Annotated in this window: 27 protein-coding genes; 23 read left to right on the top strand and 4 right to left on the bottom strand. The window is 72.0% G+C overall.

The window, feature by feature from the left end:
• Positions 1 to 13: 13 nt before the first annotated feature.
• Positions 14 to 322 (bottom strand): hypothetical protein, encoded by a 309-nt coding sequence (locus OG892_RS13880; protein WP_327337033.1) that lies wholly within the window; start codon positions 320 to 322, stop codon positions 14 to 16.
• A gap of 353 nt (positions 323 to 675) precedes the next feature.
• Between OG892_RS13880 and OG892_RS13875 the strand changes: the two genes are divergently transcribed.
• The 10 genes from OG892_RS13875 to OG892_RS13830 all read left to right on the top strand — a co-directional run bounded on the left by OG892_RS13875 (position 676) and on the right by OG892_RS13830 (position 9,667).
• A complete protein-coding gene (locus tag OG892_RS13875; protein WP_073738269.1) occupies positions 676 to 1,227 on the top strand; it encodes an RNA polymerase sigma factor in 552 nt (183 codons plus the stop codon).
• A 245-nt stretch (positions 1,228 to 1,472) separates the two neighbouring features.
• A complete protein-coding gene (locus OG892_RS13870; protein WP_079193618.1) occupies positions 1,473 to 2,189 on the top strand; it encodes a hypothetical protein in 717 nt (238 codons plus the stop codon).
• Positions 2,190 to 2,363: 174 nt separating this feature from the next.
• Positions 2,364 to 3,242, top strand: coding sequence for an ABC transporter ATP-binding protein (locus OG892_RS13865; protein WP_327337031.1), 879 nt, complete (start codon positions 2,364 to 2,366; stop codon positions 3,240 to 3,242).
• The gene (locus OG892_RS13860) at positions 3,239 to 4,873 is read left to right on the top strand and encodes a hypothetical protein (protein WP_371629308.1); all 1,635 of its coding nucleotides are present in this window, start codon (positions 3,239 to 3,241) and stop codon (positions 4,871 to 4,873) included. Before OG892_RS13865 ends, OG892_RS13860 begins: the two co-directional genes overlap by 4 nt.
• On the top strand, positions 4,867 to 5,583 hold the full coding sequence (locus OG892_RS13855; protein ID WP_073738271.1) for a hypothetical protein: 717 nt from the start codon (positions 4,867 to 4,869) through the stop codon (positions 5,581 to 5,583). The genes OG892_RS13860 and OG892_RS13855 overlap by 7 nt, the downstream gene beginning before the upstream one ends.
• 112 nt (positions 5,584 to 5,695) lie before the next feature.
• Complete coding sequence (locus OG892_RS13850) at positions 5,696 to 5,854, top strand: DUF3311 domain-containing protein (protein WP_073738383.1); 159 nt, start codon at positions 5,696 to 5,698, stop codon at positions 5,852 to 5,854.
• Positions 5,851 to 7,371, top strand: coding sequence for a sodium:solute symporter (locus tag OG892_RS13845; protein WP_371629307.1), 1,521 nt, complete (start codon positions 5,851 to 5,853; stop codon positions 7,369 to 7,371). The genes OG892_RS13850 and OG892_RS13845 overlap by 4 nt, the downstream gene beginning before the upstream one ends.
• Before the next feature lie 62 nt (positions 7,372 to 7,433).
• The gene (locus tag OG892_RS13840) at positions 7,434 to 7,769 is read left to right on the top strand and encodes a DUF6412 domain-containing protein (RefSeq protein WP_073738273.1); all 336 of its coding nucleotides are present in this window, start codon (positions 7,434 to 7,436) and stop codon (positions 7,767 to 7,769) included.
• 130 nt (positions 7,770 to 7,899) lie between these two features.
• On the top strand, positions 7,900 to 8,670 hold the full coding sequence (locus OG892_RS13835; protein WP_328866955.1) for a YidC/Oxa1 family membrane protein insertase: 771 nt from the start codon (positions 7,900 to 7,902) through the stop codon (positions 8,668 to 8,670).
• Between the two features lie 136 nt (positions 8,671 to 8,806).
• Positions 8,807 to 9,667, top strand: coding sequence for a fumarylacetoacetate hydrolase family protein (locus OG892_RS13830; protein ID WP_073738275.1), 861 nt, complete (start codon positions 8,807 to 8,809; stop codon positions 9,665 to 9,667).
• 193 nt (positions 9,668 to 9,860) lie between these two features.
• Here OG892_RS13830 and OG892_RS13825 read toward each other — a convergent pair whose 3' ends face one another.
• Both OG892_RS13825 and OG892_RS13820 read right to left on the bottom strand, forming a co-directional pair.
• Positions 9,861 to 10,340 carry a heme-degrading domain-containing protein gene (locus tag OG892_RS13825; RefSeq protein WP_024490964.1) on the bottom strand — a complete coding sequence of 160 codons (480 nt, stop codon included), beginning with the start codon at positions 10,338 to 10,340 and terminating at the stop codon, positions 9,861 to 9,863.
• On the bottom strand, positions 10,337 to 11,467 hold the full coding sequence (locus OG892_RS13820) for a Gfo/Idh/MocA family oxidoreductase (protein WP_371629306.1): 1,131 nt from the start codon (positions 11,465 to 11,467) through the stop codon (positions 10,337 to 10,339). Before OG892_RS13820 ends, OG892_RS13825 begins: the two co-directional genes overlap by 4 nt.
• 56 nt (positions 11,468 to 11,523) lie before the next feature.
• Between OG892_RS13820 and OG892_RS13815 the strand changes: the two genes are divergently transcribed.
• From OG892_RS13815 to OG892_RS13755, 13 genes are all read left to right on the top strand, one after another.
• Positions 11,524 to 12,639, top strand: a complete 1,116-nt coding sequence (locus tag OG892_RS13815) for an ROK family protein (RefSeq protein WP_371629305.1) — start codon at positions 11,524 to 11,526, stop codon at positions 12,637 to 12,639.
• A 250-nt stretch (positions 12,640 to 12,889) separates the two neighbouring features.
• Complete coding sequence (locus OG892_RS13810) at positions 12,890 to 14,086, top strand: hypothetical protein (protein ID WP_371629304.1); 1,197 nt, start codon at positions 12,890 to 12,892, stop codon at positions 14,084 to 14,086.
• Between the two features lie 131 nt (positions 14,087 to 14,217).
• Positions 14,218 to 14,982 carry a GntR family transcriptional regulator gene (locus OG892_RS13805; protein ID WP_073738384.1) on the top strand — a complete coding sequence of 255 codons (765 nt, stop codon included), beginning with the start codon at positions 14,218 to 14,220 and terminating at the stop codon, positions 14,980 to 14,982.
• Positions 14,983 to 15,138: 156 nt separating this feature from the next.
• Complete coding sequence (locus tag OG892_RS13800; RefSeq protein ID WP_371629303.1) at positions 15,139 to 16,263, top strand: TIGR03364 family FAD-dependent oxidoreductase; 1,125 nt, start codon at positions 15,139 to 15,141, stop codon at positions 16,261 to 16,263.
• An 89-nt stretch (positions 16,264 to 16,352) separates the two neighbouring features.
• Positions 16,353 to 17,012: an HAD family hydrolase gene (locus OG892_RS13795; protein ID WP_242436859.1), complete on the top strand. Its 660-nt coding sequence runs from the start codon at positions 16,353 to 16,355 to the stop codon at positions 17,010 to 17,012.
• Positions 17,009 to 18,094, top strand: a complete 1,086-nt coding sequence (locus OG892_RS13790) for an ABC transporter ATP-binding protein (RefSeq protein WP_073738280.1) — start codon at positions 17,009 to 17,011, stop codon at positions 18,092 to 18,094. Before OG892_RS13795 ends, OG892_RS13790 begins: the two co-directional genes overlap by 4 nt.
• Positions 18,087 to 18,971: a 2-aminoethylphosphonate ABC transporter permease subunit gene (locus tag OG892_RS13785; RefSeq protein WP_371629302.1), complete on the top strand. Its 885-nt coding sequence runs from the start codon at positions 18,087 to 18,089 to the stop codon at positions 18,969 to 18,971. The genes OG892_RS13790 and OG892_RS13785 overlap by 8 nt, the downstream gene beginning before the upstream one ends.
• The gene (locus OG892_RS13780; RefSeq protein WP_073738282.1) at positions 18,958 to 19,755 is read left to right on the top strand and encodes an ABC transporter permease; all 798 of its coding nucleotides are present in this window, start codon (positions 18,958 to 18,960) and stop codon (positions 19,753 to 19,755) included. Before OG892_RS13785 ends, OG892_RS13780 begins: the two co-directional genes overlap by 14 nt.
• A 42-nt stretch (positions 19,756 to 19,797) precedes the next feature.
• A complete protein-coding gene (locus OG892_RS13775; RefSeq protein WP_328866961.1) occupies positions 19,798 to 20,859 on the top strand; it encodes a 2-aminoethylphosphonate ABC transporter substrate-binding protein in 1,062 nt (353 codons plus the stop codon).
• A 162-nt stretch (positions 20,860 to 21,021) separates the two neighbouring features.
• Positions 21,022 to 22,509 carry an alkaline phosphatase family protein gene (locus tag OG892_RS13770; protein WP_371631632.1) on the top strand — a complete coding sequence of 496 codons (1,488 nt, stop codon included), beginning with the start codon at positions 21,022 to 21,024 and terminating at the stop codon, positions 22,507 to 22,509.
• 118 nt (positions 22,510 to 22,627) lie between these two features.
• Positions 22,628 to 23,416 carry an HAD-IIA family hydrolase gene (locus tag OG892_RS13765; protein WP_371629301.1) on the top strand — a complete coding sequence of 263 codons (789 nt, stop codon included), beginning with the start codon at positions 22,628 to 22,630 and terminating at the stop codon, positions 23,414 to 23,416.
• A 118-nt stretch (positions 23,417 to 23,534) separates the two neighbouring features.
• Positions 23,535 to 24,101: a hypothetical protein gene (locus OG892_RS13760; RefSeq protein WP_371629300.1), complete on the top strand. Its 567-nt coding sequence runs from the start codon at positions 23,535 to 23,537 to the stop codon at positions 24,099 to 24,101.
• 1 nt (position 24,102) lies between these two features.
• Positions 24,103 to 24,816: a class F sortase gene (locus tag OG892_RS13755; protein WP_328866962.1), complete on the top strand. Its 714-nt coding sequence runs from the start codon at positions 24,103 to 24,105 to the stop codon at positions 24,814 to 24,816.
• Here OG892_RS13755 and OG892_RS13750 read toward each other — a convergent pair whose 3' ends face one another.
• Positions 24,817 to 25,740 carry an SDR family oxidoreductase gene (locus tag OG892_RS13750; protein WP_371629299.1) on the bottom strand — a complete coding sequence of 308 codons (924 nt, stop codon included), beginning with the start codon at positions 25,738 to 25,740 and terminating at the stop codon, positions 24,817 to 24,819.
• Positions 25,741 to 25,855: the final 115 nt, after the last annotated feature.

Raw genomic sequence — 25,855 nt, 5'->3', positions numbered from 1 at the left:
CCTTCGTCCCGCGTCAGCAGGTGTAGGCGCCCTGGAAGGACGCCGTGATGGCCACGGTCTCCGAGTGCCATCCGCCGCGGGCGCCGATCGTGGTGCACGGGCCGTCGACGTGGTTCGACCAGTTGAAGCGGATCCGCACGCTGGAGGAGCAGTTGTTGGTCGCCCGCGTGGTGTGAGTGGCCCAGCTGCTGGTGCTCTTGAACGAGACGCACGAGGGGGCGTTGGCGGCGCTCGCCGTCCCCACGGCAACGCTTCCGCCGAGCAGTGCGGTGGCTCCCAGAACCGCCGCGGTTCGCTTGACCGCGGACGTGGATAACTGCATGGTGACGTACCTTTCTCGCGATTTGTCGAACACAGGTGTTATTCGACGGTGGAGACGCTACTTGGGGTCGAAGTGGCTGGGGCCGGTCCCGGGGAATCGGGCGGGATTCGTTTGGTGTTGGCGCAAATTCATTGCTGTGTAAGGAATTTGATGGGTGGTCATTCCGGTTCTTGCCTTCGGTTGATAGGTGAATTGGGTGACAGGTGCGCACAAATGAAAGTCCTCGCTCCGAATATCGCGATCTTGGCCGAGATGTATTGGGCGGGGTGCGGCCGAAAGAACCGCAGAAATAGTTGGGCTGAGCGTGAACCGTTGGAGGGTGTGGTGACGATCCAAGGGGTGTGGTGAGTGAGATGGAACGGGCCGAGGAGCACGCGCTGCTGCTGCGTGCCGTGGCGGACGGTGACCGGGCGGCGTTCGAGTCGCTCTACCGCCACTACGCGCCCTGGCTGACGGCCAGGTTGCGGTATCGCTGTGCCGACGCGGAGTTGGTGCAGGACATCGTGCAGGAGACGTTCGTCAGCGTCTGGCGGGGTGCGTCCCGCTTCCGGCATCACGAGGACGCGGATGTGGCGGGCTGGCTGTGGAGGATCTGCAGCCGTCGGCTGGCGGACGCGGGGCGCGGGAGCGGGTCACGGCAGCGGCTTCAGGCGCTGCTCGCGCGCATGGGCATGCGGGGCAACCGGGCACCGTCGGCCGAGGAAGTGGTGCTCGAAGGTGTCGCGCACGGCGACCTCGGCGCGGCGATCGGCCGGCTGCCGAACGACCTGCGGGAGGTTCTCGCCGTCACGGTGCTCGAAGGCCTGACAACAAGGGAGGCGTCGGTGGTGTTGCAGATCCCGGAGGGAACGGTCAAGACACGGGCCAGCCGGGCGCGGAGGCGGCTGCGGGAGGAACTGGCATGAGCGCTCCGTACCCGACGAACCCTCCTCCGTACCCGACGAACCCCTCTCCGTCCCCAGCCCCAGGAGCGGGACCGGACACGCCGGACACGCCGGATACGCCGGACACGTCGGTCGGGCCTGAGGGGGGCCACCTCGAACAGGGGCTTATCGCGTCCTATGCCCAGGGGGTGCTGCCCGTGGAGCGGTGTGCACCAGTCGAACGGCACCTCGACCGATGCGCGGTCTGCCGGACGGCCCTCGGCGCGGTGACACCGCCCGAGGCCACGGATGCCGGCTGGCAGCGGCTCTCGTTCGCTGTGGACGTGCCCTCCCAGAGCCTCGCGGAACGCGCCATCGTGTCTCTCGGGGCTCCCGAGCACCTGGCGCGGCTGGCGATGGCGACGCCGGTCCTGCGCCGGTCCTGGATCGGTGCGTCGTTGGTGACGCTGCTCTTCACGGTGATCGCGGCCCGGCTGTCCCCCGGTGCCTCCGCCGTCCTCCTCCTCATGGTGGCGCCGCTGATTCCGGCGGCCGGTGTAGCGGTGTCGTACGGTCCCGCCTTCGACCCGATGCACGAGCTGGGCCTCGTCATGCCGACCCAGGCCCTGCGGCTGATCCTGTTCCGCAGTACGACCGTGCTGGTCGCGAGCACCGCTGTCAGCGCGCTGGTCACGCTCGCGCTGCCGGAGCAGGGAGCGGCTGTCTTCGGCTGGCTGGCCCCGTCGCTCGCGGTGACCGCGCTGACGCTTGCGCTGTCCGCCTTCTTCGACCCCCTCGTCGCCGCTCGCGCGACGGGCGCCGGGTGGCTCGTGGTGTCGGTCCTGGCCATGGGGGACGGCGTCCGGCATTCCGTACTACTCACCGTTCCGGGGCAGGCCGTGGCCGCGTGCCTGGCGCTGGCCTGTGCCGTGTTCATCGCCGCTCAGCGGCACCGGTTCGAGCACGCCGTGCGAGGCCGGCGCCCGAATGGACTGGCCCTGTGAGCCGGGCCGTCGCCTCGCGGTGTTCCGCCCGGCCGCACCCCTTTCGATCAGCTACGAAGCGCACGAATACGAAGCGCACGAATACGAAGCACACGAATACGAAGCGCACGAATACGAAGCGCACGAATACGAAGCATGTGAATACGAAGCTTACGAATGCGAGGCAGGGGACCGATGTCTGAGCAGGCAAGTCCGGTGGACGTCCGTGACGTGTCGGTGAGTTACCGGGGCAGAGCCGCCCTCGACCGTGCGTCATTCCGGTTGCAGCCGGGCGTGACGGGACTCCTGGGGCCGAACGGAGCGGGCAAGACGACGCTCCTGCGGGTCCTGGCCACAGCCATCTCCGCAGACCGGGGAGAGCTGTCCGTCCTCGGCGAGGACCCGACGACGGCTGCGGGGAAGCTTGCCGTCCGGCGCCGTCTCGGCTACCTGCCGCAGGACCCCGGATTCCATCCCCACTTCACGGCAATGGACTTCGTCGACTACGTCGCGATCCTCAAGGAGGTGACGGAGACCAAGGCCAGGCGCAGCGAAGTGCTCAGGGTTCTGGAAGCGGTCGGGCTCTCCGACCAGCGCGGCAAGCGCATCAAGGCACTGTCCGGTGGGATGCGCCAGCGGGTGGCGCTGGCCGCCGCGCTCATCGGCGACCCCGACCTGCTCATCCTCGACGAGCCGACGGTCGGCCTGGACCCGGAGCAGCGCCTGAGGTTCCGGGAGGTCATCGCCGATCTCGGCGAAGGACGGACGGTCCTGCTCTCGACCCACCAGACGGAAGACGTCTCCGCGCTCTGCCGACGGGTGATCGTGCTCGACCAGGGCGTGGTGAGGTTCGAGGGAGTGCCCTCGGACCTGATCGCGGTCGCCGCCGGCCGGGTCTGGCTGAGCGGCGAGAAGGACAACAGCGCTGTCGCCGGCTGGCGGACGGGCGAGGGCACCTTCCGGAACATCGGCAGTCCGCCCCCGGGGGCCGAACCGATTCCGCCCGCTCTGGAGGACGGATACCTGCTGCTGCTCGACGGCACGCCCATGACGGATCAGGGAGCCCGGCGATGACGTTCTCGACCACCACCACCACCGACGACGACGCCCGCCGGACGGGCACGTCGCTGCCGGCCCCCGGCCGGGGATCGCGCGGCCGGCCGGCCGTTCCGGTGCTGGCCGGAACCGAGTCCAGGCTCCTGCTGCGGCACCCGGCGTTCCTGGCGGCCGTCGTGCTCTACGCGGCGTTCTGGATCTACGACCTGGTCCCGGGGGGCGCCGCCCACGCCTACCCCGTGCTCCAGGACGAGTCCTGGTCCGTCCACCTGCCGCTCCTGCTGCTGGCCGCCGGGGTGCTGCTGGCCGCCAACCAGGGGGTTCTGCGCTCGCACCGCAACATGACCGAGCCGATGTACGACGTGCTGGTCGTCGGCCGGTCCCGGCGGATCTGTGCGCACCTGCTGTCGCTGCTGCCCGCCGCGTTGCTCGCGCTCCTGCTGACGGCGGGTCGGATGGGATACCTGGCCGGGCGTTCCGGGGCGGTGGGCGAGGTGCGCCCCTGGGACGTCCTGGCCGGGCCTGCCTGCGTACTTCTGGCCGGTGTGGTCGGAGTGCTGCTGTCAACGCTCGTCACATCGGCGGCCGTTGCCCCCATGGCCGTCGTCGGGCTCGGCATGCTGACCTTCGCGGGAGCGGTCAACACGAGTGCCTCGTGGCGTTGGTTCGGACTTCTGGCCTTCGAGAACGAGAACGCCGCTCCGCTCCCGGCGGCCCTGGTGCATCGTCCAGCGGCCGCCCATCTGGCCTGGCTGGCGGCCCTCGTGGTGCTGCTCGGTGCGACCGCCGTGCTGCGGGCCGGCGGACGCGGAACGGCGCTCAAGGCGACGACCGCGCTGGCGCTGGCGGCAGCACTCGTCGCCGGATTCACCCAGACCCGCGGGCTCTCCGCCGCGGACACGGACCAGGTGAGCGCGTACACCGACCATCCGGCCGCGCACCAACGGTGCACGAAGGGGAACGGCCTCACCCTCTGCGCGTTTCCCGAGTTCGCCCCGTGGACGACGCAGTGGGCGAAGGTCGCCAGGGGCGTCCTCGCGTACGCGCCCGGCGAGGTGGCCGGTGCGCCGTACACGATCCGGCAGCGGATCTTCCCGCCGGGGGGCGCGAGCAGCGACGGACAGCCCCCGCCGCTGACGGAGTGGGCCGCCGACGACAGCCGGGCCGGCACGCCGAAGGCGGTGACGGTCGGCACGGACTGGAGTGACGGCGCGGCCGGCGGCGACCGCAGGAGCGACGCCGTCGTCGAGTTCGCGACGGGCTTCGCCTACCGCGCCGTCACCGGCGATGTCCCCGGCCGGCCGCGGCTGACCATGGTCTGCGGTGCTCGGGCCACGCTGGTGCTGTGGCTGGCGGGCAAGGCCACCCCCGGCACCCAGGAGGCGCTGCGCTCCACACGGGAACGCACCTTCGGCGGCGGGATCAGCCTGCCCCTGCTCAACTCGGGAGCGGGACTCTCCTTCGAGCCCCGCGCCGCCGACTTCGCCTTCGACCTCATTGACCGCCCGTCACGGGCCAACGCGACGGTGATCAAGAAGAACTGGGCCGAACTGACAGCACCGGACACCACGGTCGACCGAGCCGCCCGTCTGCTCGGCGTCAAGGCTCCCCCGGCGGTCCCCGCGTCGGGGCAGGTGGCCGGATGCTGAGCTCAGCCGTGCCGCCGGACACGCGCGTACGCACCGGTCCGCGAAGGGCCCGGCACCTCACCGTCCTGCTCCGGGCGTCGCTGCGGGCGATGCCGAAGATGCCGCTCGCGCTCGGGGGACTCGTCGGCCTGCTGACCACGGCCACACCCGCGCTCCTCCACGTCGGCCTGGGCCTGCCCGATGTGGCCGTGCTGAGCAGAGTGGCCGCTGTGGCCGTGGCCCTGGGGGCCGGTTTCGTCCTCGACGATCCCGCGGCCAGGACCACCGTGGCCGTACCGGTGAGCCGCGCGGCCCAGCGGGCCGTGCGGGCCGTTCCCGTCCTCGTCCTGGGGACGGCCGTGTGGGCGGTGGCCGCGGCGGTGGCCCGTACGACCCTGCCGCAGGACGCCCGTCCTCTCTTTCCTTGGGGCGGTCTGGCGGCCGAGGCCGCGGCACTCGTGGCGCTCTCCCTGGCGCTCGCCGCGGTGGGGTTGCGGTTCACCGAAGGCGAGCGGGGCTCGCTGGTCGCCGCACCGGGAATCCTGCTGCTGGTGATCACCGTGGCGCTGCTGCCGGAGGGAGCGGCACTGTTCCTTCCACCCGGGCACCCGTCCTGGGCGGCCGTCCACCGGGTCTGGACGGGACTCCTGACGGCCGCGCTGGCCGGGGGCGTGCTCCTGGCCGGTGGTGCGGACTCGGCACGGTTGACCGGAACCAGAACCAGAAGGTGACAGGGTCCGGGCCCCTTGTACTGAGTGCTGCGCGACAGGGAGTCCACCGCCTGTCGCGCACCAAGCCGTAAGGTTCTCCGACGTGCTGAGACGACGTCCGCAGTTGCTGTGGTTGCTGGTTCCCTACGTGCTCTACCTGGGGGCGCTGCCGTTCGTGAACCGGGTCCGGCCCGTCGTTCTCGGGCTGCCGTTCCTCTTCCTCTGGCTGCTCGGGGCGACCGTGCTGACCCCCGTCGCCGTCTGGCTGACCCGGCGGGGGGACCGCCGGTGAACGCCGCCGTCGCGACCTCCGTCTTCGGGGTCTTCATGGTCGCCACCGTGGTCCTCGGACTGTTCGCCGTGCGCGGGCGGCGCGGGGCGAAGGGCGGCGGGCTCGCCGAGTGGTCGGTGGGCGGGCGCAGCCTCGGGACCGTCTTCATCTGGGTGCTCATGGCCGGTGAGGGCTACACCAGCTTCAGCTACCTCGGCGCCGCCGGCTGGGGCTACGACTACGGGGCGCCCGTCCTCTACGTGGTCGCGTACATGTCCTGCGGTTACGCCGTCGGCTACGTCGTCGGGCCGATGCTCTGGGCGTACGCCCGCAAGCACGGACTCGTCGGGATCACCGACATGGTGGCCCACCGCTTCGGCCGGCCCTGGCTCGGGGCGCTCACCGCCGTCCTCGCGACCGTCTTCCTGCTCCCGTACATCCAGCTCCAGATCACCGGCATGGGCGTGGTCGTCTCGACGATCTCCTACGGCGCCATCAGTCTGAACTGGGCCTACTTCATCGCCTTCGCCGTCACCACCGGCTTCGTCGTCGTCAGCGGGCTGCGCGGCAGCGCGTGGGTGTCCGTGCTGAAGGACGTCATGGTCATCGCCACGCTCGGCTTCCTCGCCGTCTACGTACCGATGCACTACTTCGACGGTTACGGGCCCTTCCTCGACCGGCTCGTCACCGAGAAGAGCGAGTGGCTGACCTTCCCCGGGCACGGGAACAGCGGGATGGGGCAGGCCTGGTTCATCACCACCTCGTTCCTCAACTCGCTCACCGTCGTGATCTTCCCGACGACTGTCGCCGGCTACCTCGGCGCCAAGAACGCCGACGTACTGCGGCGCAACGCCATGTGGCTGCCCGCCTACAACGTGCTGCTGTTCGTCCCGATGCTGCTCGGCATGGCGGCCCTGTTCGTCGTCCCGGGGCTGGTCGGGGCCGAATCCAACCTGGCCCTCTTCAAGCTGGTCGTGGACTCGCTGCCGGCCTGGTCGGTCGGGGTCATCGGGGTCGCGGCCGCACTCTCCTCGATCGTGCCGATGGCCGTCTTCATGCTGGTCATCGGCACGATGTGGGGACGCAGCGTGCTCTCCCTCGTACCGCGCTGGAAGCAGCGGCAGAAGGGCGCGGCCCAGTTCGTCGTCGTCATCGCGGGGAGCCTGGCCCTGCTGCTCACGTACACCGCGCCGAACACCCTCGTACGGCTCTCGCTGATCTCGTACGAGGGGATGGCGCAGCTGCTCCCCATGGTGTTGCTGGGGCTGATGTGGCGGCGGCTGACGCTGCTCGGGGCGATGAGCGGGCTGGTCGTGGGGGTGGGTGTGGTGTGCGGGTTCGTGTTCACGGAGAACGATCCGGTGTGGGGCGTGAACGCCGGCATCATCGCGCTCGGCGCGAATCTGGCCGTCGCGCTGGCGGTGACGTACGCGGGGCCGCGCGAGCGCGACGAACGGCCGGACGAGGACGTGCTGGCGCGCGACGAGATCGAGGACCGCGCATCGGCCATGGGGGCGGGCGAGGGCCATCGTGTATAACGGTTAAAGGTTGAAGTGCCGCATTACGCCGCGGCCGCAGGAGCGCGAGAGGGGGAGGACCCATGGACGCAACGGCCATGAACCGCTTGCGCGGTGGCCTCGCCCGGCTGCTCCGCCCCGCCGGGCTGCTGCTCTTCTTCCTCACCGAGGTCCTGCTCGCGGAGGGCGGCAGCCTCTCCGCCGCCGTCGCGCTCGCCGCCACCGCGGCCGCCGGTACCGCACTCGTCGCCTGCTCGGTCATCAGCGCCCGCTGCGCCGTGCCGGTGCCCCGCACCCGGGTCCGTACCGCCATGCGCGACCGGGAGAAACGCACCGCGTTCCTCCCGCAACGAGACCCCGACGCCAAGGGGCGCCGACGCCCCCGAGCCCCCGGCCGTGTCCTCCTGACGGCCGCGTAGGGCTCCCGCTCTCCCTCCCTCCTTCGTCCAGGTGCGTACGCCGTGTGCGTACGTGCGGGCGCCCCGCGCGGATCGTCATGCCGAAGCTGATCCACTTCCCGGCACGACGAGACCCCCGGAGGGCTCATCCATGTCCGCCTTCATGTCCGCTTTCGCCAGCCTGGTCGGCGCCTTCGCCGATCTGCTGCACCCGTTCTTCCAGAGCGCGTCCACCGCCGCCGCGATCGTGCTGTTCACCGCGCTCGTGCGGCTCGCCGTGCACCCCCTGTCGCGGGCCGCGGCGCGCGGGCAGAGGGCGCAGCGCCGGCTCCAGCCGCAGATCGCCGAACTCCGCAAGAAGCACAAGAAGAACCCCGAGCGGATGCAGAAGGCGATCATGGAGCTGCACAAGGAGGAGAAGGTCTCGCCGCTCTCCGGCTGTCTGCCCAGCCTGCTCCAGATGCCGGCCTTCTTCCTGCTCTACCACCTCTTCTCCAGCCAGAAGATCGGCGGCGACGCCAACCAGCTCCTCGGCCACCAGCTCCTCGGCGCCCCGCTGGGCGAGCGCTGGCGCGACGCGCTCGCGGACGGCGGGGTGTTCGGCGCCCACGGCCTCGTGTACCTGGGCCTGTTCGTGATCGTCGCCACAGTCGCCACGTTCAACTACGGCCGGACGAAGCGGCAGATGGCGGCCAACCCCACCACCCCGGCCACCGGGCCCGACGGACAGCCGGTTCCGGGGATGGGCGCCATGACGAAGGTGATGCCGCTGATGTCCTTCTTCACCCTCTTCACCGTCGCCTTCGTGCCGCTGGCCGCCGCGCTGTACGTCGTCACCAGCACCACCTGGACCGCGATCGAGCGGGCCTACCTGTACCGCGACATCCCGGCCGCCGGCGCCGCCATGGCCACCGCGGCGTAATCGCGGACGCGACTGCGCCGGTCCAGTGTGTGAACAGGGTCTTGCGGAGTGATCGGATGTCTTGGAGGATCGGACAAGCCTGCGATGGCCGCAACCCATCCGACGGGCCCGATCTCGACCAAGGGGAGACAGACCGTTGAAGCTGCTTCGTGTGGGTACGGCAGGCGCGGAACGACCGGCGCTGCTTGATGAGGACGGCACCCTGCGTGACCTGTCGGGAGTCGTCACCGACATCGACAGCGCGCTGCTCGCCGACGAGGACGCGCTGGCCCGGGTCCGGGCGGCCGCGGCCGCGCCCGGCGAGCTGCCGGTGCTCGACGCCGAGGGGCTGCGGGTGGGTCCGCCGCTCGCCCGGATCGGCAAGATCGTGTGCATCGGGCTGAACTACCACGACCACGCCACGGAGACCGGCGCGCAGATACCGGCCGAGCCGATCCTGTTCTTCAAGGCGCCGGACACCGTCGTCGGCCCCGAGGACACGGTGCTGGTGCCGCGCGGCAGCGTGAAGACCGACTGGGAGGTCGAGCTCGCGGTCGTCATCGGCCGCACCGCCCGCTACCTGGACTCCGCCGAGGAGGGCCTCGCCCACGTCGCCGGGTACGCGGTCGCGCACGACGTCTCCGAGCGCGAGTACCAGATCGAGCGCGGCGGCACCTGGGACAAGGGCAAGAACTGCGAGACGTTCAACCCGCTGGGTCCCTGGCTGGTGACGGCCGACGAGGTCGCCGACCCGCAGGCGCTGCCGCTGAAGCTCTGGGTCAACGGTGAGCTGAAGCAGGACGGTACGACGGCCGAGCAGATCTTCCCGGTCGGTGAGGTCGTGCGCTACCTGAGCCACTTCATGACCCTGTACCCGGGCGACGTGATCAACACCGGGACGCCGGCCGGGGTGGCCATGGGGCAGCCGGAGCCCAAGCCGTATCTCCGGGCGGGGGATGTGGTGGAGCTGGAGATCGCGGGGCTCGGGCGGCAGCGGCAGGAGCTGAAGGGGGCGTAGGGGGTGGGGGCGGGGTTGGGTCCGGGTGCGCCCGGGGCCGCTTCGTCCTCAATCGCCGGACGGGCTGAGAAGACGTCCTCAATCGCCGGACGGGCTTGGCTCTGCCGGGCTCGGCTTGATTGAACCGGGCTCGGCTCGTTCAAAGGTCGGAGGGGTGGGGGCTGCTGCTGGCAGCCTCCACCCCTCCGGTCGGTCAGCCGCCGATCGTTGTCGCGAACTGTTCCAGGGCCTCCACCACCAGCGCGTGGTCCTCCGCCTGGGGCAGGCCCGAGACCGTGACCGAGCCGATGACGCCCGCGCCCTCGACGGAGATCGGGAACGAGCCGCCGTGCGCGGCGTACGTGCCCGGGTTCAGCCGCGAGGCGTCGTCGAACGTCGTCCCCTTGGCCCGGAACCGGGTTCCGACCAGGTAGGAGCTCTCTCCGTAGCGCTCGACGACCCTGCGCTTGCGGTCGATCCAGGCGTCGTTGTCCGCGCTCGAACCCGGCAGCGCGGCGTGGAACAGCTGCTGCGCCCCGCGCCGGATGTCGATCGCGACCGGTGCGTGCCGCTCCCGGGCCAGGGCGACGAGCAGGCCGCCGAGCGCGTACGCGTCGTCGTAGCCGAAATGCGGCAGCGTCAGCCTGCGCTCCTGCGCGATCAGCTCGGAGATGGTCGGAGCGGTGGGGTTCATACGGGCTGCTCCTCGTTCGTGGGCAGGGTTACGGTCACGCCTTCGCGGGCCGAGCGGCGGGCGGCCTCCAGGACGTCCAGGGTCGCGGCCGCCTGGAGCGCGGTCACCGGATTCTCGCCCTTTCCGCGCAGCGCGTCGGTGACCGCCGCGTAGTACGCGGGGTAGTCGCCCGGCACCGTACGGACCGGGGCCCCGCCGCCCGTGAGCGGGGACTCGCCCGAGCCGAGGCGGCCCCACAGCTCCTCGGCCTCCACGCCCCACGGCTCGTCCGCCGACGGGCGGGCACCCTCGCGCAGGGCCGCCTCCTGGGGGTCGAGGCCGTACTTCACATAGCCGGCGGTGGAGCCGAGCACCCGGAAACGCGGGCCGAGCTGGGCCGTCGTCGCGCTGACGTACAGGTGCGAGCGGACCCCGTTCGCATGCGTGATCGCCACGAACGTGTCGTCGTCGGCCGCCGCACCCGGGCGGCGCACGTCCGACTCCGCGTACACCCGCACCGCCGGACCGAACAGGACCAGCGCCTGGTCGACGACGTGGCTGCCCAGGTCGAACAGCAGCCCGCCGATCTCCTGCGGGTCGCCCGACTCGCGCCAGCCGCCCTTCGGCTGCGGCCGCCACCGCTCGAAGCGGGACTCGAAGCGCTGCACCTCGCCCAGCGCGCCGTCCGCGAGCAGTGAGCGCAGAGTGAGGAAGTCGTTGTCCCAGCGGCGGTTCTGGAAGACCGAGAGCAGCACCCCGTGCTCCTCGGCCAGGGCCGCCAGCTCCCGCGCCTGGGCGGCCGAACCGGCGATCGGCTTGTCCACGACCACCGGCAGACCGGCCCTGATCGCGGCGGCGGCGATCGGGACGTGCGTCTTGTTCGGCGACGCGATCACGATCAGGTCGAGCTCGTCCGCCCGCTGCCACAGCTCGTCCGGCGAGGCGGCGAACCGCACGCCGGGGAACTCGGCGCGGGCCTGCTCCCGCCGCTCCTCGTTCGACGTGACGACCGTGTCCAGGACGAGGCCGTCGGTCGCGGCGATCAGCGGGGCGTGGAAGACGGAACCCGCCAGGCCGTAGCCGACGAGTCCGACGCGCAGGGGGGTCCCGGACGTGCCGGAGGTCTCGTGAGTCGCGTGGGCAGTCATGCGTTCCACTTTGGCAACGCTGTTGCCAAAGTGCAAGCGGCAGCGACAATGGGTCTGTGAACAGGAGTAATAGCGGCGCCAACCTGCCGACGCTGCGGGGCCACAACGCGGCGCTCGTGCTGGACCTGCTGCGGGTCGCGGGCGAGCGCGGGATCAGCCGGCTCGAACTGGCCGAGCGGACGGGGCTCACCCCGCAGGCCGTCAGCAAGATCACCGCACGGCTGCGGGCCGAGGGGCTGGCCACGGAGGCGGGCCACCGCGCCTCCACGGGCGGCAAGCCCCGGACCGTGCTGCGTCTGGTGCCCGACGCCGGCCACGCGGTGGGGCTGCACCTGGACCGCGACGGGCTGAGCGTGGTGCTCGTCGACCTCGCGGGCACCGTGGTCACGAGCGCTACGGCTCCGCTGGACTTCGGCGCCCCGGCCGACGAGGTGGTCGCGGCGGCCGCCGGGGCGGTGGCGCAGGTGCGCGGGGACGGCGCCGGGCCGGTGCTCGGCGTGGGCGCGGCGGTGCCGGGGCCGCTCGACCACCGGGACGGGGTGCTGCACCGCGTCACCGGATTCCCGCAGTGGGACGGCTACCGGCTCGGGGACGCGCTCACCGCGCGGACCGGGCTGCCCGTCGTCATCGACAAGGACACCAACGCCGCCGCCCTCGGGCTCGCCCTCCAGGAACCGGGTCCGGCCGACTTCGCCTACCTCCACCTCGGGACCGGGCTCGGCGCGGGGCTGGTCCTCGGCGGGGCGCTGCACCGGGGGGCCCGTACCGGAGCCGGTGAGTTCGGCCATCAGACAGTCCAGCTGGACGGTCCGAGGTGCGGCTGCGGCGGGCGCGGCTGCATCGAGGCGCTCTGCCTGGCGGCGGTGGCCCGCGGCGATGTGGCCGAGGCCGCGCGGGTGCTCGGCACCGGCGCCGCGAACCTGGTCGCGCTGCTCGACATCGACCGGGTGGTGCTGGGCGGACGCACCATCGCGGCAGAGCCCGACGCGTACGTACGAGGCGTGCGCGCGGTGCTCGACGAGCGGGCCCGGCGCGGCGGCGTGGGCGGGGAGCCGGTACCGGACGTCACCGCCGGCGGAGGCGACCGGCCGGTGGCCGAGGGGGCGGCGCAACTGGTCCTGGCCCCGCTGTTCGGCCGCGTCGGCGGCAACGACGCGGAGCGGGACGGGTGAGGGAACCCGAACGGGGCGGGGACCCGAACGGGGCGGTGAGGGAACCTGAACGGGGCGGTGAGGGACTCCGAACGGGGGCGGAGCCGGCGCGGCTCGGCTGATCGAGGGGTTCCGCGCCGCCGGCCGGGCGGCCCCTCGGCATGTCTGCACGCGGACGCCCCGAAGGGCGTGGCAGCGTCGCGGGTCCATGCCGGTGGACTCCGGGTCCGGGGCGAGCCGACCGTTTCCGCGAACAGCGAAGGCCGCCCTCATGCCCGCCACACCGCCCCCGCCCGCCACACCCCCGGAACACCCCGCGCCGCCGCCCCCGTCCGGGCCCACGGGGCGGCCCCGGCACGGGCTGGTGCTCGGGCTGGCCGCGGCCAGTGTCGTCCCCGCCGTCGTGCTCGGCGGAGCGGCGAACGCGTCCGCGGCGCCGCAGCGCAATCCGGCCGCGACCCCGGCCACTCCGCTGACCTCCGCCCTGGCGGCTTCGGCCGCGGGGCAGGCCTCCGCGGCCGGCGCACCGGCCGCCGTCACCGCTGTCGCGGCCGAGCAGCAGCCCGCCTGCGGTGATCCGGAGGCGGCCGACTTCCCGATCGACACCCGGATCCACGGCGGCCCCGACACCTACGCGTCCGGCGGCGGCTACGGCACCTGGTTCCTGGACCTGACCAACACCACCTCACGGGCCTGCCGGTCCATCCACCCGGTCCTGGTCCTCACCGACGAGGACCGCAAGCTGACCTCGGACCAGATCCAGCTGAAGTTCTCCGAGCGCGCCCACCCGGACGTGGAACACCGTGTCACCTGGGAGACGACCGACCGGAACGAGCACATCGGCGTCTTCGGCGGCACCGGCGACGACGCCTTCGAGGGCTTCACCGTGCCCGCCGGCCGCACCGTCACCGTCCAGGTCCGGCTCGCGTTCACCTCCGACACCGGCCCCGGCCGGATCACCGCCAACGCCGCGATCGTCCAGCGCAAGCACCCGGCGGGCGGCGGCAGCGACCGCGCCACGGGTGACAGCGGCACGGGCGAGACGGGTACGGCACCGAAGGGCAGCGACGGGGAGTGGGTCGGTGAGTCGGAGGACTACGTGTTCACCGTGGTCGAGGACGGCGGCGGGGCGGGCGTGGACAGGGACGGGACCGGCCGGGAGAACGACGGCACCGGCGAGGTCCGCAAGGGCCACGAGAGCGACGGCACCGGCCGGGAGAACGACGGCACGGCCGAGGAGCCCGGCCGCCTCCCCGACGGCACCCGGCCCAGCCCGCGCCCCAGTGGCGCCGCCACCGGCACCCCGCGCCCCGTCGCACCCGGCCGGGACCCGGCCGGGGTCCCGGAGCTGGCCAGGACCGGTATCCCCGTGGCGTTGCCCCGGCCGGTCCTCACCGTCTCCGGTTTCCTGATCGGCGGCGGAGCGATGGTGGTCTGGTCGCGCCGGACGCGCCGCGCCCGCCGGTGACGTCCCGGCGCTGACATTCCGCCGCTGACTTCCGCCGGTGAGGTCCCGGCGCTGACGTTCCGGCGCCGACTTCCGGCCGCCGAGTGCCGGAGCGTCGACCGGTGTTCATGTCCGTCTGCCACCATCGAGCCGTGGACTACCCGCACGACCAGGCACCTGGCGCACCGATCCGCTCCGGCATCCCGGAGCACGGCCGTATTCCCAAGTACTACGCCGTGAAGGCCCATGTATCCGCCCTCATCGAGGAGTTGGGCGAGGGCGGCATGCTCCCGCCGGAGCGCGATCTCGCCCTGCGCTACGGGGTGTCGCGCGAGACCGTGCGCCAGGCGCTGCGCGAACTGCTCCTGGAGGGGCGCCTCGCCCGGCAGGGCCGGGGCACGGTGGTCGCGGGCCCCAAGCTGGAGCAGCCGCTCTCCCTCGCCAGCTACACGGAGGGCGTACGCCGGCAGGGCCGCACCCCGGGACGCCATCTCATCGGACTGGAACGCTTCCCCTGCCCGGAGGCGCTCGCCGCCGAGATCGGGGCGGAGCGCGGGGAGCCGGTCTGGCACCTGGAGCGGGTGCTGCTCGCCGACGACGACCGGGTCGGCCTGGAGAGCACGTACGTCAGCGTGGCCCGGATGCCGGACCTGGCGGGGGAGTTCGACCCCGACTCGTCGTTCTACGCCTACCTCCACGACCGGCTCGGGATCTCCTTCGGTGACGCGGACGAGCGGATCGAGACCGTGCTCGCCACCCCGCGCGAGGCGCTGCTCATCGGCACGCCGCCCGCGCTGCCCATGCTGCTGATCCACCGGGTCTCGCGGGACGCGGGCGGGCAGCCGCTGGAGCGGGTGCGGACCCTGTTCCGCGGCGACCGGTTCTCCTTCACCGCCCACCTGAGCGGACGCGGCTGACGGCCGACAGGCCCGACACGTAACACGGTTGGACGGCAGATCGACTCACTCCGATAACGGGAACGTAACGGGTCTAGGCCAAGTTTGGGGCTCAGTTCACCCTCCCGTTGCCGTACCGATCCGTACGGGTCACCCGTCCCGAGGAGCGTTGCCGTCGTGAGAGTCATCGTCGTAGGAGCCGGCGTGGTGGGAACCATGCACGCCTGGCACGCAGTCAGCCGCGGCCACGAGGTCGTACAGATCGAGCGCGAGAGCGAGGCACGCGGAGCGTCACTCCGTAATTTCGGACAGATATGGGTCAGCGGCCGGGCCGGCGGCGAGGAGCTGGAGACCGCGCTCCGCGCCCGTGAGCTGTGGGAGTCCATCGGGGAGCGGGTACCGGACCTGGGCTTCCGCGCCTGCGGCTCGCTCACCCCGCTGCGGACCGACCGGGAGACCGCGGTGGCCGAGGCGGCCGTCGCCCGCCCCGACGCGGCCGCCCGCGGCTACAAGCTGCTCACCGCCGCAGAGGCCCGCGCGATCAACCCGGCGCTGCGCGGCGACTTCCGCGCCGCCCTGTGGTGCGAGCGGGACGCGGCCGTCGAACCGCGCACCGCCCAGCTCGCCCTGAAGCGGGAACTGCTGGCCTCCGGCCGGTACACCTACCTCGGGGGCCGCGAGGTGCGCGAGGTGGTCGGCGCCGCGTCCGTCCGCGACGACCACGGCGACGTGCACACCGGCGACGCCGTCGTCCTGGCCACCGGTGCCTGGCTCGGCGGGCTCGTCCGCGAACTGGCCGGTCCCGACCTGCCGGTGCGCCGGGTCCGCCTCCAGATGATGCAGACCGACGCACTGGGCGAGAAGCTCACCACGTCCGTCGCGGACGCCGACAGCTTCCGCTACTACCCCGCCTACCGGGGCGAGGCGCTCGACGCCCTCAACGCCGGACAGCCCCAGGCCCCCACCGCCGCGGAGCACCGGATGCAGCTCCTGATGGTGCAGCGCCGCGACGGCGGACTGACCATCGGTGACACCCACGAGTACGAGCACCCCTTCGCCTTCGACACCGTCGAGGAGCCGTACGAGCACCTCACCGCGGTCGTCGAGTCCTTCCTCGGCCGCCCGCTGCCGCGCATCCGCCGCCGCTGGGCCGGGGTCTACGCCCAGTGCACCGACACCGGCCGCGTCGTCCACCGCCAGCAGGTACGGGACGGCGTCTGGCTGGTCACCGGACCGGGCGGACGCGGTATGACCTGCTCGCCCGCCATCGCAGAAACGACCGCCAACGAACTGGGCTGGTGAAGAAGTTGACCACGAACAACACCCACGGCACGAACAACACCCGCAGCGCGAGCGACACCCGCAGCACCCACAACCTGATCGTCCTCGACATGGCGGGCACCACCGTTGCCGACGGCGGCCTCGTCGAGCGGGCCTTCTCCACCGCCGCAGAACACCTCGGTGTGCGGCCCGGCTCCGACGACCACGCCGAGAAGCTCGACTACGTCCGCGCCACCATGGGCGAGTCCAAGATCACCGTGTTCCGGCACCTCTTCGGTGAGGAGGCCCTCGCCCAGCAGGCCAACGCCGCCTTCGAGAAGGCGTACGGGCAACTGGTCGACGGCGGCCTCATCGCCCCCGTCCCCGGCGCCCCCGAGGCCATCGAGCGGCTCCGGACCGAGGGCCGCACCGTGGTCCTGTCCACCGGATTCGCCCGCACCACCCAGGACGCGATCCTCACCGCACTCGGCTGGCAGGACCTCGTCGAGCTGACCCTCTGCCCCGCCGACGCGGGCGGCCGCGGCCGCCCCTACCCGGACATGGTCCTCGCCGCGCTCCTGCGCACCGGGGCGGTGGACGACGTCCGCCGGACCGTCGTCGCGGGGGACACCTCGTACGACATGCTCAGCGGCGTACGCTCCGGCGCCGGGATCGTCGCGGGCGTCCTCACCGGCGCCCACGACAAGGACCGGCTCACCCGCAGCGGCGCCACCCACGTGCTGGGCTCCGTGGCCGAACTGCCGGACCTGATCGCGCGGGCCGAGGCGTGACGGGCGGGGCCACGGCCGTCCGCAGCGGCATCAGGTTCGACCGGGTCAGCGTCGCGTACGGCGGGAACACCGTCCTGGACGGCCTCGACCTCACCGTCGAACCCGGCGAGGTCATGGCCCTGCTCGGGCCCTCCGGATCCGGCAAGACGACCGCCCTGCGCGCCGTCGCCGGATTTGTCCGGCCCGCCTCCGGGCGGGTGTTCATCGGTGACCGCGACGTCACCGCCCTGCCGCCGCACAAGCGCGGCATCGGCATGGTCGTCCAGAGCTACGCCCTCTTCCCCCACCTGCGGGTCCAGGACAACGTCGCCTTCGGCCTGAAGGCCCAGAAGGCCGACAGGTCCGAGATCCCGGGCCGGGTCGCCGAGGCGCTCGAACTCGTCGGCATGGCCGGGTACGCCCGCCGCTACCCGCGCGAACTCTCCGGCGGCCAGCAGCAGCGCGTCGCCATCGCCCGCGCCCTCGCCATCCGCCCCGGCGTCCTGCTGCTCGACGAACCGCTCTCCGCGCTCGACGCCCAGCTGCGCTCCGGGATGCTCACCGAACTGGCCCGGCTGCACCGGGAACTGCCCGACGTCTCCATCCTGTACGTCACCCACGACCAGGTCGAGGCGCTCACCCTCGCGGACCGGATCGCCGTCATGGACCGGGCCCGGCTGCGGGACTGCGACACCCCGCAGGAGCTGTACCGGCGCCCGCGCACGGAGTTCACCGCCTCGTTCGTCGGCAACGCCAACCTGCTGCCGGTCACCGTCACGAAGACCGGCGACACCGTGGACTTCGCCGGGCACGCACTCGCCGTACCCACCGGCGAGGTGGCCGAGGGCGTCACCGCCACGCTCTGCGTCCGGCCGCACCTGGTCGGGCTCGGCGCCGGCCCCAACGCGCTGACCGGCACGATCTGCGAGGTCCAGTGGCGCGGCTCCACCCACCGGCTGTACGTCGACATCGACGGGCACCGGATCAAGGCGGACGTCCGGGAGCTGCGGGAGACGCCTGCGCTGGGCAACACGGTGACGCTGCACTTCGCGGCGGCGGACGCGGTGCTGCTGCCTGCCGGGGCGGGGGCGTCCCATGGCTAGCGCCGTGACCGGGGACGTCAGGGCGGCCGCGTCCGACAGCGGGTCCGTCCTCAAACGCCGGACGAGCCGGAACCTCTGGGCCATGCCCCCCGTCGCCGTGCTCGCCGTCGTGTTCCTCTACCCGCTCCTCCTCGTCGTCCGGCAGTCCTTCAGCCCCGACGAGGGCGGTACCTCCTTCGCCCCGTACACCGAGGTCTTCGCCTCCGCCTCCTTCCGCTCGGCGCTCACCACCACCGTGTGGCTCGCGGCCGGTGCGACCGTCGGGTGCCTCGTCCTCGGCTTCGTCCTCGCCATGGTCATCGCCTTCGTACCGTTCCCCGGCGGCAAGGCCGTCGCCCGGTTCGTCGACGTCTTCCTCTCCTTCCCGTCCTTCCTGATCACGCTCGCCCTGCTGTTCATCTACGGCAACGCCGGGATGGCCAACGGCCTGTGGACCGGGGCCACCGGGGCGGCCGACGGGCCCTTCCATTTCCTCACCACACCGTGGGGCGTACTCCTGGCCGAGATCACCTACTTCACCCCGTTCGTGATGCGCCCGCTGCTCGCCGCCTTCTCCCAGCTCGACACCGCGCAACTGGAGGTGGCGTCCTCGCTGGGCGCCGGACCGGCCCGGATCGTGCGCCAGGTGATCCTGCCCGAGGCGCTCCCGGCGCTCGCGGCGGGCGGCAGCCTCGTCCTGGTGATGTGCCTCAACGAGTTCGGCATCGTGCTGTTCACCGGCGCGAAGGGCGTCACCACCCTGCCGATGCTCGTCTACAGCAAGGCGATCCTGGAGTCCGACTACCCGGCCGCCTGCGTCGTGGCCGTCGTCAACATCGCGATCTCCGTCGGCCTCTACAGCCTGTACCGGGTGGTGAGCCGACGTGCTGGTGCATAGCCGTACCGGGAAGTGGGCCACCTGGGCCGTGTTCCTGCTGCTGTTCGTCCCACTGTTCGCGGTGCCGCTGCTGGTCGTCCTCGCCGCCTCGTTCGCCACGAACTGGTCCGGCGCGTTCCCCTCCGGGCCCACGCTGGAGCACTACGACGCGGCGACCGCCGGGGACTCCCTCCAGGCGCTCACCACGAGCCTGGTCACCGCCGTCACCGCCAGCCTCCTCGCGCTGCTCGTCGGCTCCTGGGCGGCGCTCGCCGCGGCCTCGCTGGGGCGGCGCGGGAAACGGTTCCTCGACGCGCTGTTCATGCTGCCGGTGGCCGTGCCGTCGGTCGTCGTCGGGCTCGCCGTGCTCGTCGCGTTCAGCCGGCCGCCGGTGCTGCTCAACGGGACGCGCTGGATCGTGATCCTCGCGCACACCGTTCTTGTCACGGCGTTCGCCTATTCGTCGGTCTCGGCCGCGACAGTACGTCTCGACCCGATGTACGAACAGGCCGCCGCCAGCCTCGGCGCCCGGCCCGCGTACGTCCTGTGGCGCATCAGACTGCCGCTCCTGCTGCCGTCGCTCACCGCGGCCGCGGGGCTGTGCTTCGCCCTCTCCATGGGCGAGCTGAGCGCCACGATGATGCTCTACCCGCCGGACTGGACACCCCTTCCGGTACAGATCTTCGCGGCCACCGACCGCGGCTCGCTCTTCACCGGAGCCGCCGTCGCCGTGGTCCTGATGGCGACGACGCTGCTCGTGCTGTTCGCGGTCTCCCGCATCCGCACCAGGGCCTCGTACCGCTGACCTCCCCCCGCTCTGACACGTTTTCCAGGAGATACGAATCCCATGCGCAAGAACCACCTCAGGCCCGTAGCCGCCGGCGCCATCGCGCTCGCCCTCGCCGCCTCGCTGTCCGCCTGCGGCGGTTCCTCCGCCGCCTCCGACGCGAAGGTCGTCACCGTCTACAGCGCCGACGGCCTCAAGGGCGAGAACGGCGACGGCTGGTACGACAAGGTCTTCAAGGACTTCGAGAAGAAGACCGGCATCAAGGTCGAGTACGTGGAGGGCGGCTCCGGCGAGATGGTGCAGCGCGCCGTCCGCGAGAAGACCAACACCCAGGCCGACGTGCTGATCACCCTCCCGCCGTTCATCCAGCAGGCCGACTCCAAGGGGCTCCTCCAGGCGTACGAGCCGGCCGGCTCCGAGCAGGTGGCGAGCGCCGACAAGGCGTCCGATTCCAAGTGGACCTCGGTCGTCAACAACTACTTCGGCTTCATCCACAACACGAAGGAGCTGAAGACCCCGCCCGCCACCTGGGAGGAGCTGCTCGACGGGAAGTACAAGGAGAAGGTCCAGTACTCCACCCCCGGCGTCGCCGGCGACGGCACCGCCGTACTCATCAAGGCCATGCACGACTTCGGCGGCAAGGAGCCGGCGATGGCGTACCTGAAGAAGCTCCAGGCCAACAACGTCGGCCCGTCCGCCTCCACCGGCAAGCTCGCGCCCAAGGTCGACAAGGGCGAACTCCTCGCCGCCAACGGTGACGTCCAGATGAACTACGCCCAGTCCAAGGACATGCCGAACCTCGGCATCTGGTTCCCCGCGAAGGCCGGTGCCGAGCCCACCACCTTCGCCCTGCCGTACGCGGCAGGCCTGGTCACCAAGGCCCCGCACAGCGCCAACGGCAAGAAGCTGCTCGACTTCATGCTCGGCGAGCAGGCCCAGCAGGACGTCAGCGCGGTCGGCGGCGGCTTCGCGGCCCGCAAGGACATCGAGGCGGGCGACCCCAACGCGGTCGCGCTGAAGAAGCTGATGGACGGGGTCGAGGTCTTCGAGCCGGACTGGTCGGACATCGCGGCCAACCTCGACTCGTACGTGGACGCCTGGAAGTCGGCCACCGGCAGCTGACCGTTGCCGGATCATTCACCGCAGGGGTCTGGACCTCCGGCGGATCATCGCGAAAAGATAACGGGTCTAGGCCCAAGTTCAACTCCTCGTCGACCAGCGGGGAGTTGAACGGGTTTTCCGTGTGCCCCCACCACTTCGACGGAGGATCTCGTGACCTCAGGTATGTCCCGCCGCACACTCCTCATGAGCGCGGCCGCCCTCGCCGCCGCCGCACCGCTCGCCGCCGCGGGCGTCGCCGGTGCGGCTGCCGCCCGCACCCCCAAGGTCCTGGTCATCGGCCTGGACGGCGCCCTGCTGAACAGAATCAAGGACGCCGACGCACCCCACCTCGACGCGCTGATGGCCGCCGGACTCACCTCCGTCAGCCCGCTCTACGCCGACCCGATGGCACCCACCCTGTCCGGCCCCGGCTGGTCCACGATCATCACCGGCGTCTGGCCCGACAAGCACCACGTCAAGAACAACGAGTTCACCGGCAACGCCTTCGACCGGTACCCGGACTTCCTGACCCGGATCGAGACGGCGAAGCCCGCGCTCTCGACGTATGCCGTGGCCTCCTGGAACCCGGTCACCGACACGATCTTCTCCTCGAAGGTCGACACCCGGGTCTCCACCCCGGACGCCGAGTACGACACCGGCACCACCAGCCGGGCCGCCGCGGAACTGGCCGGCGGCAACCGGGACGCGGTCTTCGTCCACCTCGACAACGTCGACCACGCGGGCCACAGCTACGGCGCCGCCAGCAGCGAGTACCTGGCCGCGATCCACGGCGTCGACACCCAGGTCGGCCAGTTGGTCGCGGCGGTGAAGGGCCGGGCCACCTACGGCTCCGAGGACTGGCTCATCATGATCACCGCCGACCACGGGCACACCGACGCGGGCGGCCACGGCGGGGCCAGCGCGGCCGAGCGGCAGACCTTCCTCATCGCGACCGGCGGTGGCATCACCGCGGGCTCGACCCGGTACGACATCAAGATGCCGGACGTCGCCGCCTCCGCCCTCGCCCACCTCGGCATAGCCATCGCCCCGGCCTGGGGCCTGGACGGGCGCCCGCTCCAGCAGCCGTCCCCCGACGCCTTCGACACGCTGCGCCCGAAGCTGCAGACCCGGGTGGACGAGACGGGCACCGGAGCCGCGGTCCTCGGCTTCACCCACACCCCGCCCGCCGGATGGAGCATCGACAACAGCGCGATGGGCACCGGCGGCGTCACCGAATGGCGCGGCTGGACCTTCACCACCGACGAGTTCTGGACCGCCGCGGAGCGCGGCCAGTGGCGCGAGACCAACGTCCGGGCCCGGAACGTCTTCGCGGTCGCAGACGGCGACGAATGGGTCGACAAGAGCTACACCGGCACCTTCGACTCCACTCTGGTCAGCCCCGCCTGGCCGGTCACCGGCGGCCGCACCGCCACCCTCGCCTACACCACCCACTACCGTCAGGAGGCCCCGCAGAAGGGCGAGGTCCTCGTCTCCTACGACGGCGCCGCACCCGTCTCCGTCAAGACGTACACCTCGGACACCGTCTCCGTGAACGAGTCGATCGCACTCAAGGTCCCGGCCGGAGCCTCCACCGCCCAGGTCCGGTTCCGGTACACCGGGGGCAACAACTGGTTCTGGGTGGTCGACGGCGTGAAGGTCACCTCCGGCTGATCCGGAGCCGCGGCCGGAACGCCCGGACGCGGACCCTCTAAAATCGGGTACGCCGGCGCTGCACAACGCGGTGCCGCCGGCGTCCCGCACCCGGCGTACGGCACATCAGGAGTCCCGCATGGCAGAGCGCAAGCCGATCTCGTCCTGGCTCACCGACATGGACGGAGTCCTCATCCACGAGGGGACCCCGATCCCCGGCGCCGACGCCTTCATCAAGCGGCTGCGCGAGTCCGGGCTGCCCTTCCTGGTCCTCACCAACAACTCCATCTACACCGCGCGCGACCTGCACGCCCGGCTCAACCGGATGGGCCTCGACGTGCCCGTCGAGAACATCTGGACCTCCGCGCTCGCCACCGCCCAGTTCCTGGACGACCAGCGGCCCGGCGGCACGGCGTACGTCATCGGTGAGGCCGGGCTGACCACGGCGCTGCACGACATCGGCTACGTCCTCACCGACCACGAGCCCGACTACGTGGTGCTCGGGGAGACCCGAACCTACTCATTCGAGACGCTCACCAAGGCGATCCGGCTGATCAACGGCGGCGCCCGCTTCATCTGCACCAACCCGGACGAGACCGGCCCGTCCGCAGAGGGCCCGCTGCCCGCGACCGGGTCGGTCGCCGCCCTCATCACCAAGGCCACCGGCAAGGCCCCGTACTTCGCGGGCAAGCCCAACCCGCTGATGATGCGCACCGGGCTCAACGCGATCGGCGCCCACTCCGAGTCCAGCGCCATGATCGGTGACCGGATGGACACCGACGTGCTGGCCGGACTGGAGGCGGGCATGCAGACGTTCCTGGTGCTCACCGGCCTCACCACGGTCGAGGACATCGACAAGTACCCGTTCCGGCCGTCCACCGTCGTCGACTCCATCGCCGACCTCGTGGACCTCGTGGACCTGGGCTGATCACGGGCGGGGAGCGGTGCTCCGGCACCGCCTCCCCGCACTCCACCGGCCCAGTGCCGGGCCCCCTGCGGATGCGGAAACGCGCCGCACGCGTGAACCTTCCATAAGGAGGTTCACGATGCGTTCAATACCCCTTACGTTCTGTGCCGCCGCAGCCGCTGCGGCGACCCTGATGCCCGCTTCCGTCGCACTGGCCAATTCCGGTTCCGACCACGACCAGGATTCGCGGTCCCGGGCCACCCTCTCGGTCTCCCCGTCCTCCATCGCACCGGGCGGCGAGGTCGACCTGGAGGTCGGCGGCTGCAAGGGCAAGGAGGCCAAGGGGAACTCCGACGCCTTCGTCTCCGAGGCGCGCTTCTCGCCCGGCGACGACCGGACGCTGTTCGCGGAGGCCCGGATCCGCTCCGACGCCGAGCCCGGCGACTACGACATCCAGGTGGTGTGCAAGGACGACAAGCACACCAAGGTGTCCGGCGTCGTCACCGTCGTCCACCGCAACCGGCCCATGCCGGTCGCCCCCGTCCGCGCGGGCGGCGGCGGCACCGCCGTGCTCGCGGACCAGGCCGCCCAGCAGGAGGGCCCCGGCACGATCCACGCGGTGGTCGGCCTCGCCCTGGCCGCCGTCGCCGCCGTCGCGGTCGCCTTCCGCAGCGCGCGCCGCCGCCGCCGTCCGGCCCTCGACTGACATGTCCTCCCAGGACCGTTCGACGGGGCACGGCAGGCTGCTCACCGGAGTGGCCTGGGCCGTACTCCTGCTGGGCCTGTGGCTCTGGGGCCGAGGCATCACCGACGGCTCCGGCATCGGCTCCGCCCCGACCACCGGGGACGTCGCCGCCGTCGGACGCCCGCTCGGCGTACCGCTGCCCCCGGCGCACGAGCCGATCAGGGGCGTGACGCCGAGGAGCGTGGAGATCCCGTCGATCGGCATCAGGGCCCCCGTCGTCTCCCGGGGCCTGGACGCGGACGGCGCGATCGCACCGCCGTCGTTCGACACGCCCCAGACGGTCGGCTGGTACGGCGCCGGCACCGAGCCCGGCGCCAAGGGGCCGGCCCTGTTCGTCGGCCACGTCGACACCGAGACGAAACCGGCCGTCTTCTACGGGCTCAGCGCGGCCCGCCCCGGCGCCAAGGTCGAGGTGACCCGGACCGACGGCACGGTCGCGGAGTTCACCATCGACGACGTCCAGGTCTTCACCCGGGCCCGCTTCAACGCCCAGAAGGCGTACGGGCCCCGCAAGGACGGCCGGGCCGAGCTCCGGCTGATCACCTGCGGCGGTACGTACGACCGCGCCTCGCACTCGTACACCGCGAACGTGGTCGTCTCGGCGTACCTGACCGGCGAGGAGCCGGCGCAGAAGGCGGCACAAGCGGCGCAGGGCGCCGCGGGTCCGGCGGTGTGATCAGGGCAGGACCGCCAGGCCGTTGAAGTAATGTCCTTCCTCGATGTCCTGGACCAGCGGGACGTGGGCGGGCCGCCAGTCCAGGAGCTCCCGGGTCACGGCGCTCGACGCCGCACTGTCCAGCGCCACCAGCGGGGCGAGGAAGTTGGCGAAGTGCCGGCCCGCCTCCTGCGCGGTCAGGCCGGCTGCCGGGAGCCCCAGCCGGCGGCCGATGGCCCCGGCGATGTCCCGGAACGGCACCCCGTCCTCGGCGACCGCGTGCAACGGCGCACCGGCGGGGGCGGATTCCAGGGCCAGCCGGTACAGCACCGCCGCGTCGAGCCGGTGCACCGACGGCCACCGGTTCGCCCCGTCACCGACGTACGCGGACACCCCCGTCGCACGGGCGACGGCGATCAGGGCCGCGACGAAACCGCGTGCGTCGCCCCGGCCGTGAACGGTCGGCGCCAGCCGGACGGAGGACGAGCGCACACCCAGCTCAGCCATCGCGAGGACGGACGACTCGACGGCGAGCCGCGGGGCCGAGAGCATGCCCGGGTCGGTGGTGGTCTCCTCGGTGAGCAGCCGGCCCGGCGCGCGGCCGATGACTCCCGAGGTGACGACGAACGGTCTGCCGCTCCCCTTCAGCTCCGCACCGATCGCCTCGACGGCGGCGCGCTCGACCCGGGCGCGTGCGGCCGGGTCCGAGGTCTCGGTGATGTGCTTGTTCGCGGCGAAGATCACGCCGTCCGCGTCCGCGGCCCCGGCACGCAGACTGGCCGGCTCGTCCAGATCGCCCCGGTGTACCTCCGCGCCCGCCTCCGCCAGCGCGGCGGCGGCCTGTTCCGAGCGGGCGAGACCGGCCACCCGGTGCCCCGCTCCGAGGAGTTCGCGCACGACCGCGGATCCGATGTACCCCGTCGCGCCCGCAACAAATACCCGCACAGTGACTCTCCCCCGGTGATTCGGGCCGGCCCGGCACCGGACGGCGGCGGGCCCGTGCCCACGCTAGGGACGGGTCCGCTCGGCCGTCCAAGTCCTGTGCCGCACCGCGTGATAC

Source organism: Streptomyces sp. NBC_00341 (assembly GCF_041435055.1).
Lineage (GTDB): Bacteria > Actinomycetota > Actinomycetes > Streptomycetales > Streptomycetaceae > Streptomyces.
Note: the sequence above shows the minus strand (reverse complement) of the source record. Positions and strands in the feature narration are given on the sequence as shown.

What these genes read in the sequence shown, in the direction of transcription:
- OG892_RS13880 (WP_327337033.1), bottom strand. Translation starts at nt 322, where the DNA reads ATGCAGTTATCCACGTCCGCGGTCAAGCGAACCGCGGCGGTTCTGGGA.
- OG892_RS13875 (WP_073738269.1), top strand. Translation starts at nt 676, where the DNA reads ATGGAACGGGCCGAGGAGCACGCGCTGCTGCTGCGTGCCGTGGCGGAC.
- OG892_RS13865 (WP_327337031.1), top strand. Translation starts at nt 2,364, where the DNA reads ATGTCTGAGCAGGCAAGTCCGGTGGACGTCCGTGACGTGTCGGTGAGT.
- OG892_RS13860 (WP_371629308.1), top strand. Translation starts at nt 3,239, where the DNA reads ATGACGTTCTCGACCACCACCACCACCGACGACGACGCCCGCCGGACG.
- OG892_RS13855 (WP_073738271.1), top strand. Translation starts at nt 4,867, where the DNA reads ATGCTGAGCTCAGCCGTGCCGCCGGACACGCGCGTACGCACCGGTCCG.
- OG892_RS13840 (WP_073738273.1), top strand. Translation starts at nt 7,434, where the DNA reads ATGGACGCAACGGCCATGAACCGCTTGCGCGGTGGCCTCGCCCGGCTG.
- OG892_RS13835 (WP_328866955.1), top strand. Translation starts at nt 7,900, where the DNA reads ATGTCCGCCTTCATGTCCGCTTTCGCCAGCCTGGTCGGCGCCTTCGCC.
- OG892_RS13825 (WP_024490964.1), bottom strand. Translation starts at nt 10,340, where the DNA reads ATGAACCCCACCGCTCCGACCATCTCCGAGCTGATCGCGCAGGAGCGC.
- OG892_RS13820 (WP_371629306.1), bottom strand. Translation starts at nt 11,467, where the DNA reads ATGACTGCCCACGCGACTCACGAGACCTCCGGCACGTCCGGGACCCCC.
- OG892_RS13810 (WP_371629304.1), top strand. Translation starts at nt 12,890, where the DNA reads ATGCCCGCCACACCGCCCCCGCCCGCCACACCCCCGGAACACCCCGCG.
- OG892_RS13795 (WP_242436859.1), top strand. Translation starts at nt 16,353, where the DNA reads ATGGCGGGCACCACCGTTGCCGACGGCGGCCTCGTCGAGCGGGCCTTC.
- OG892_RS13785 (WP_371629302.1), top strand. Translation starts at nt 18,087, where the DNA reads ATGGCTAGCGCCGTGACCGGGGACGTCAGGGCGGCCGCGTCCGACAGC.
- OG892_RS13775 (WP_328866961.1), top strand. Translation starts at nt 19,798, where the DNA reads ATGCGCAAGAACCACCTCAGGCCCGTAGCCGCCGGCGCCATCGCGCTC.
- OG892_RS13770 (WP_371631632.1), top strand. Translation starts at nt 21,022, where the DNA reads ATGTCCCGCCGCACACTCCTCATGAGCGCGGCCGCCCTCGCCGCCGCC.
- OG892_RS13765 (WP_371629301.1), top strand. Translation starts at nt 22,628, where the DNA reads ATGGCAGAGCGCAAGCCGATCTCGTCCTGGCTCACCGACATGGACGGA.
- OG892_RS13760 (WP_371629300.1), top strand. Translation starts at nt 23,535, where the DNA reads ATGCGTTCAATACCCCTTACGTTCTGTGCCGCCGCAGCCGCTGCGGCG.
- OG892_RS13755 (WP_328866962.1), top strand. Translation starts at nt 24,103, where the DNA reads ATGTCCTCCCAGGACCGTTCGACGGGGCACGGCAGGCTGCTCACCGGA.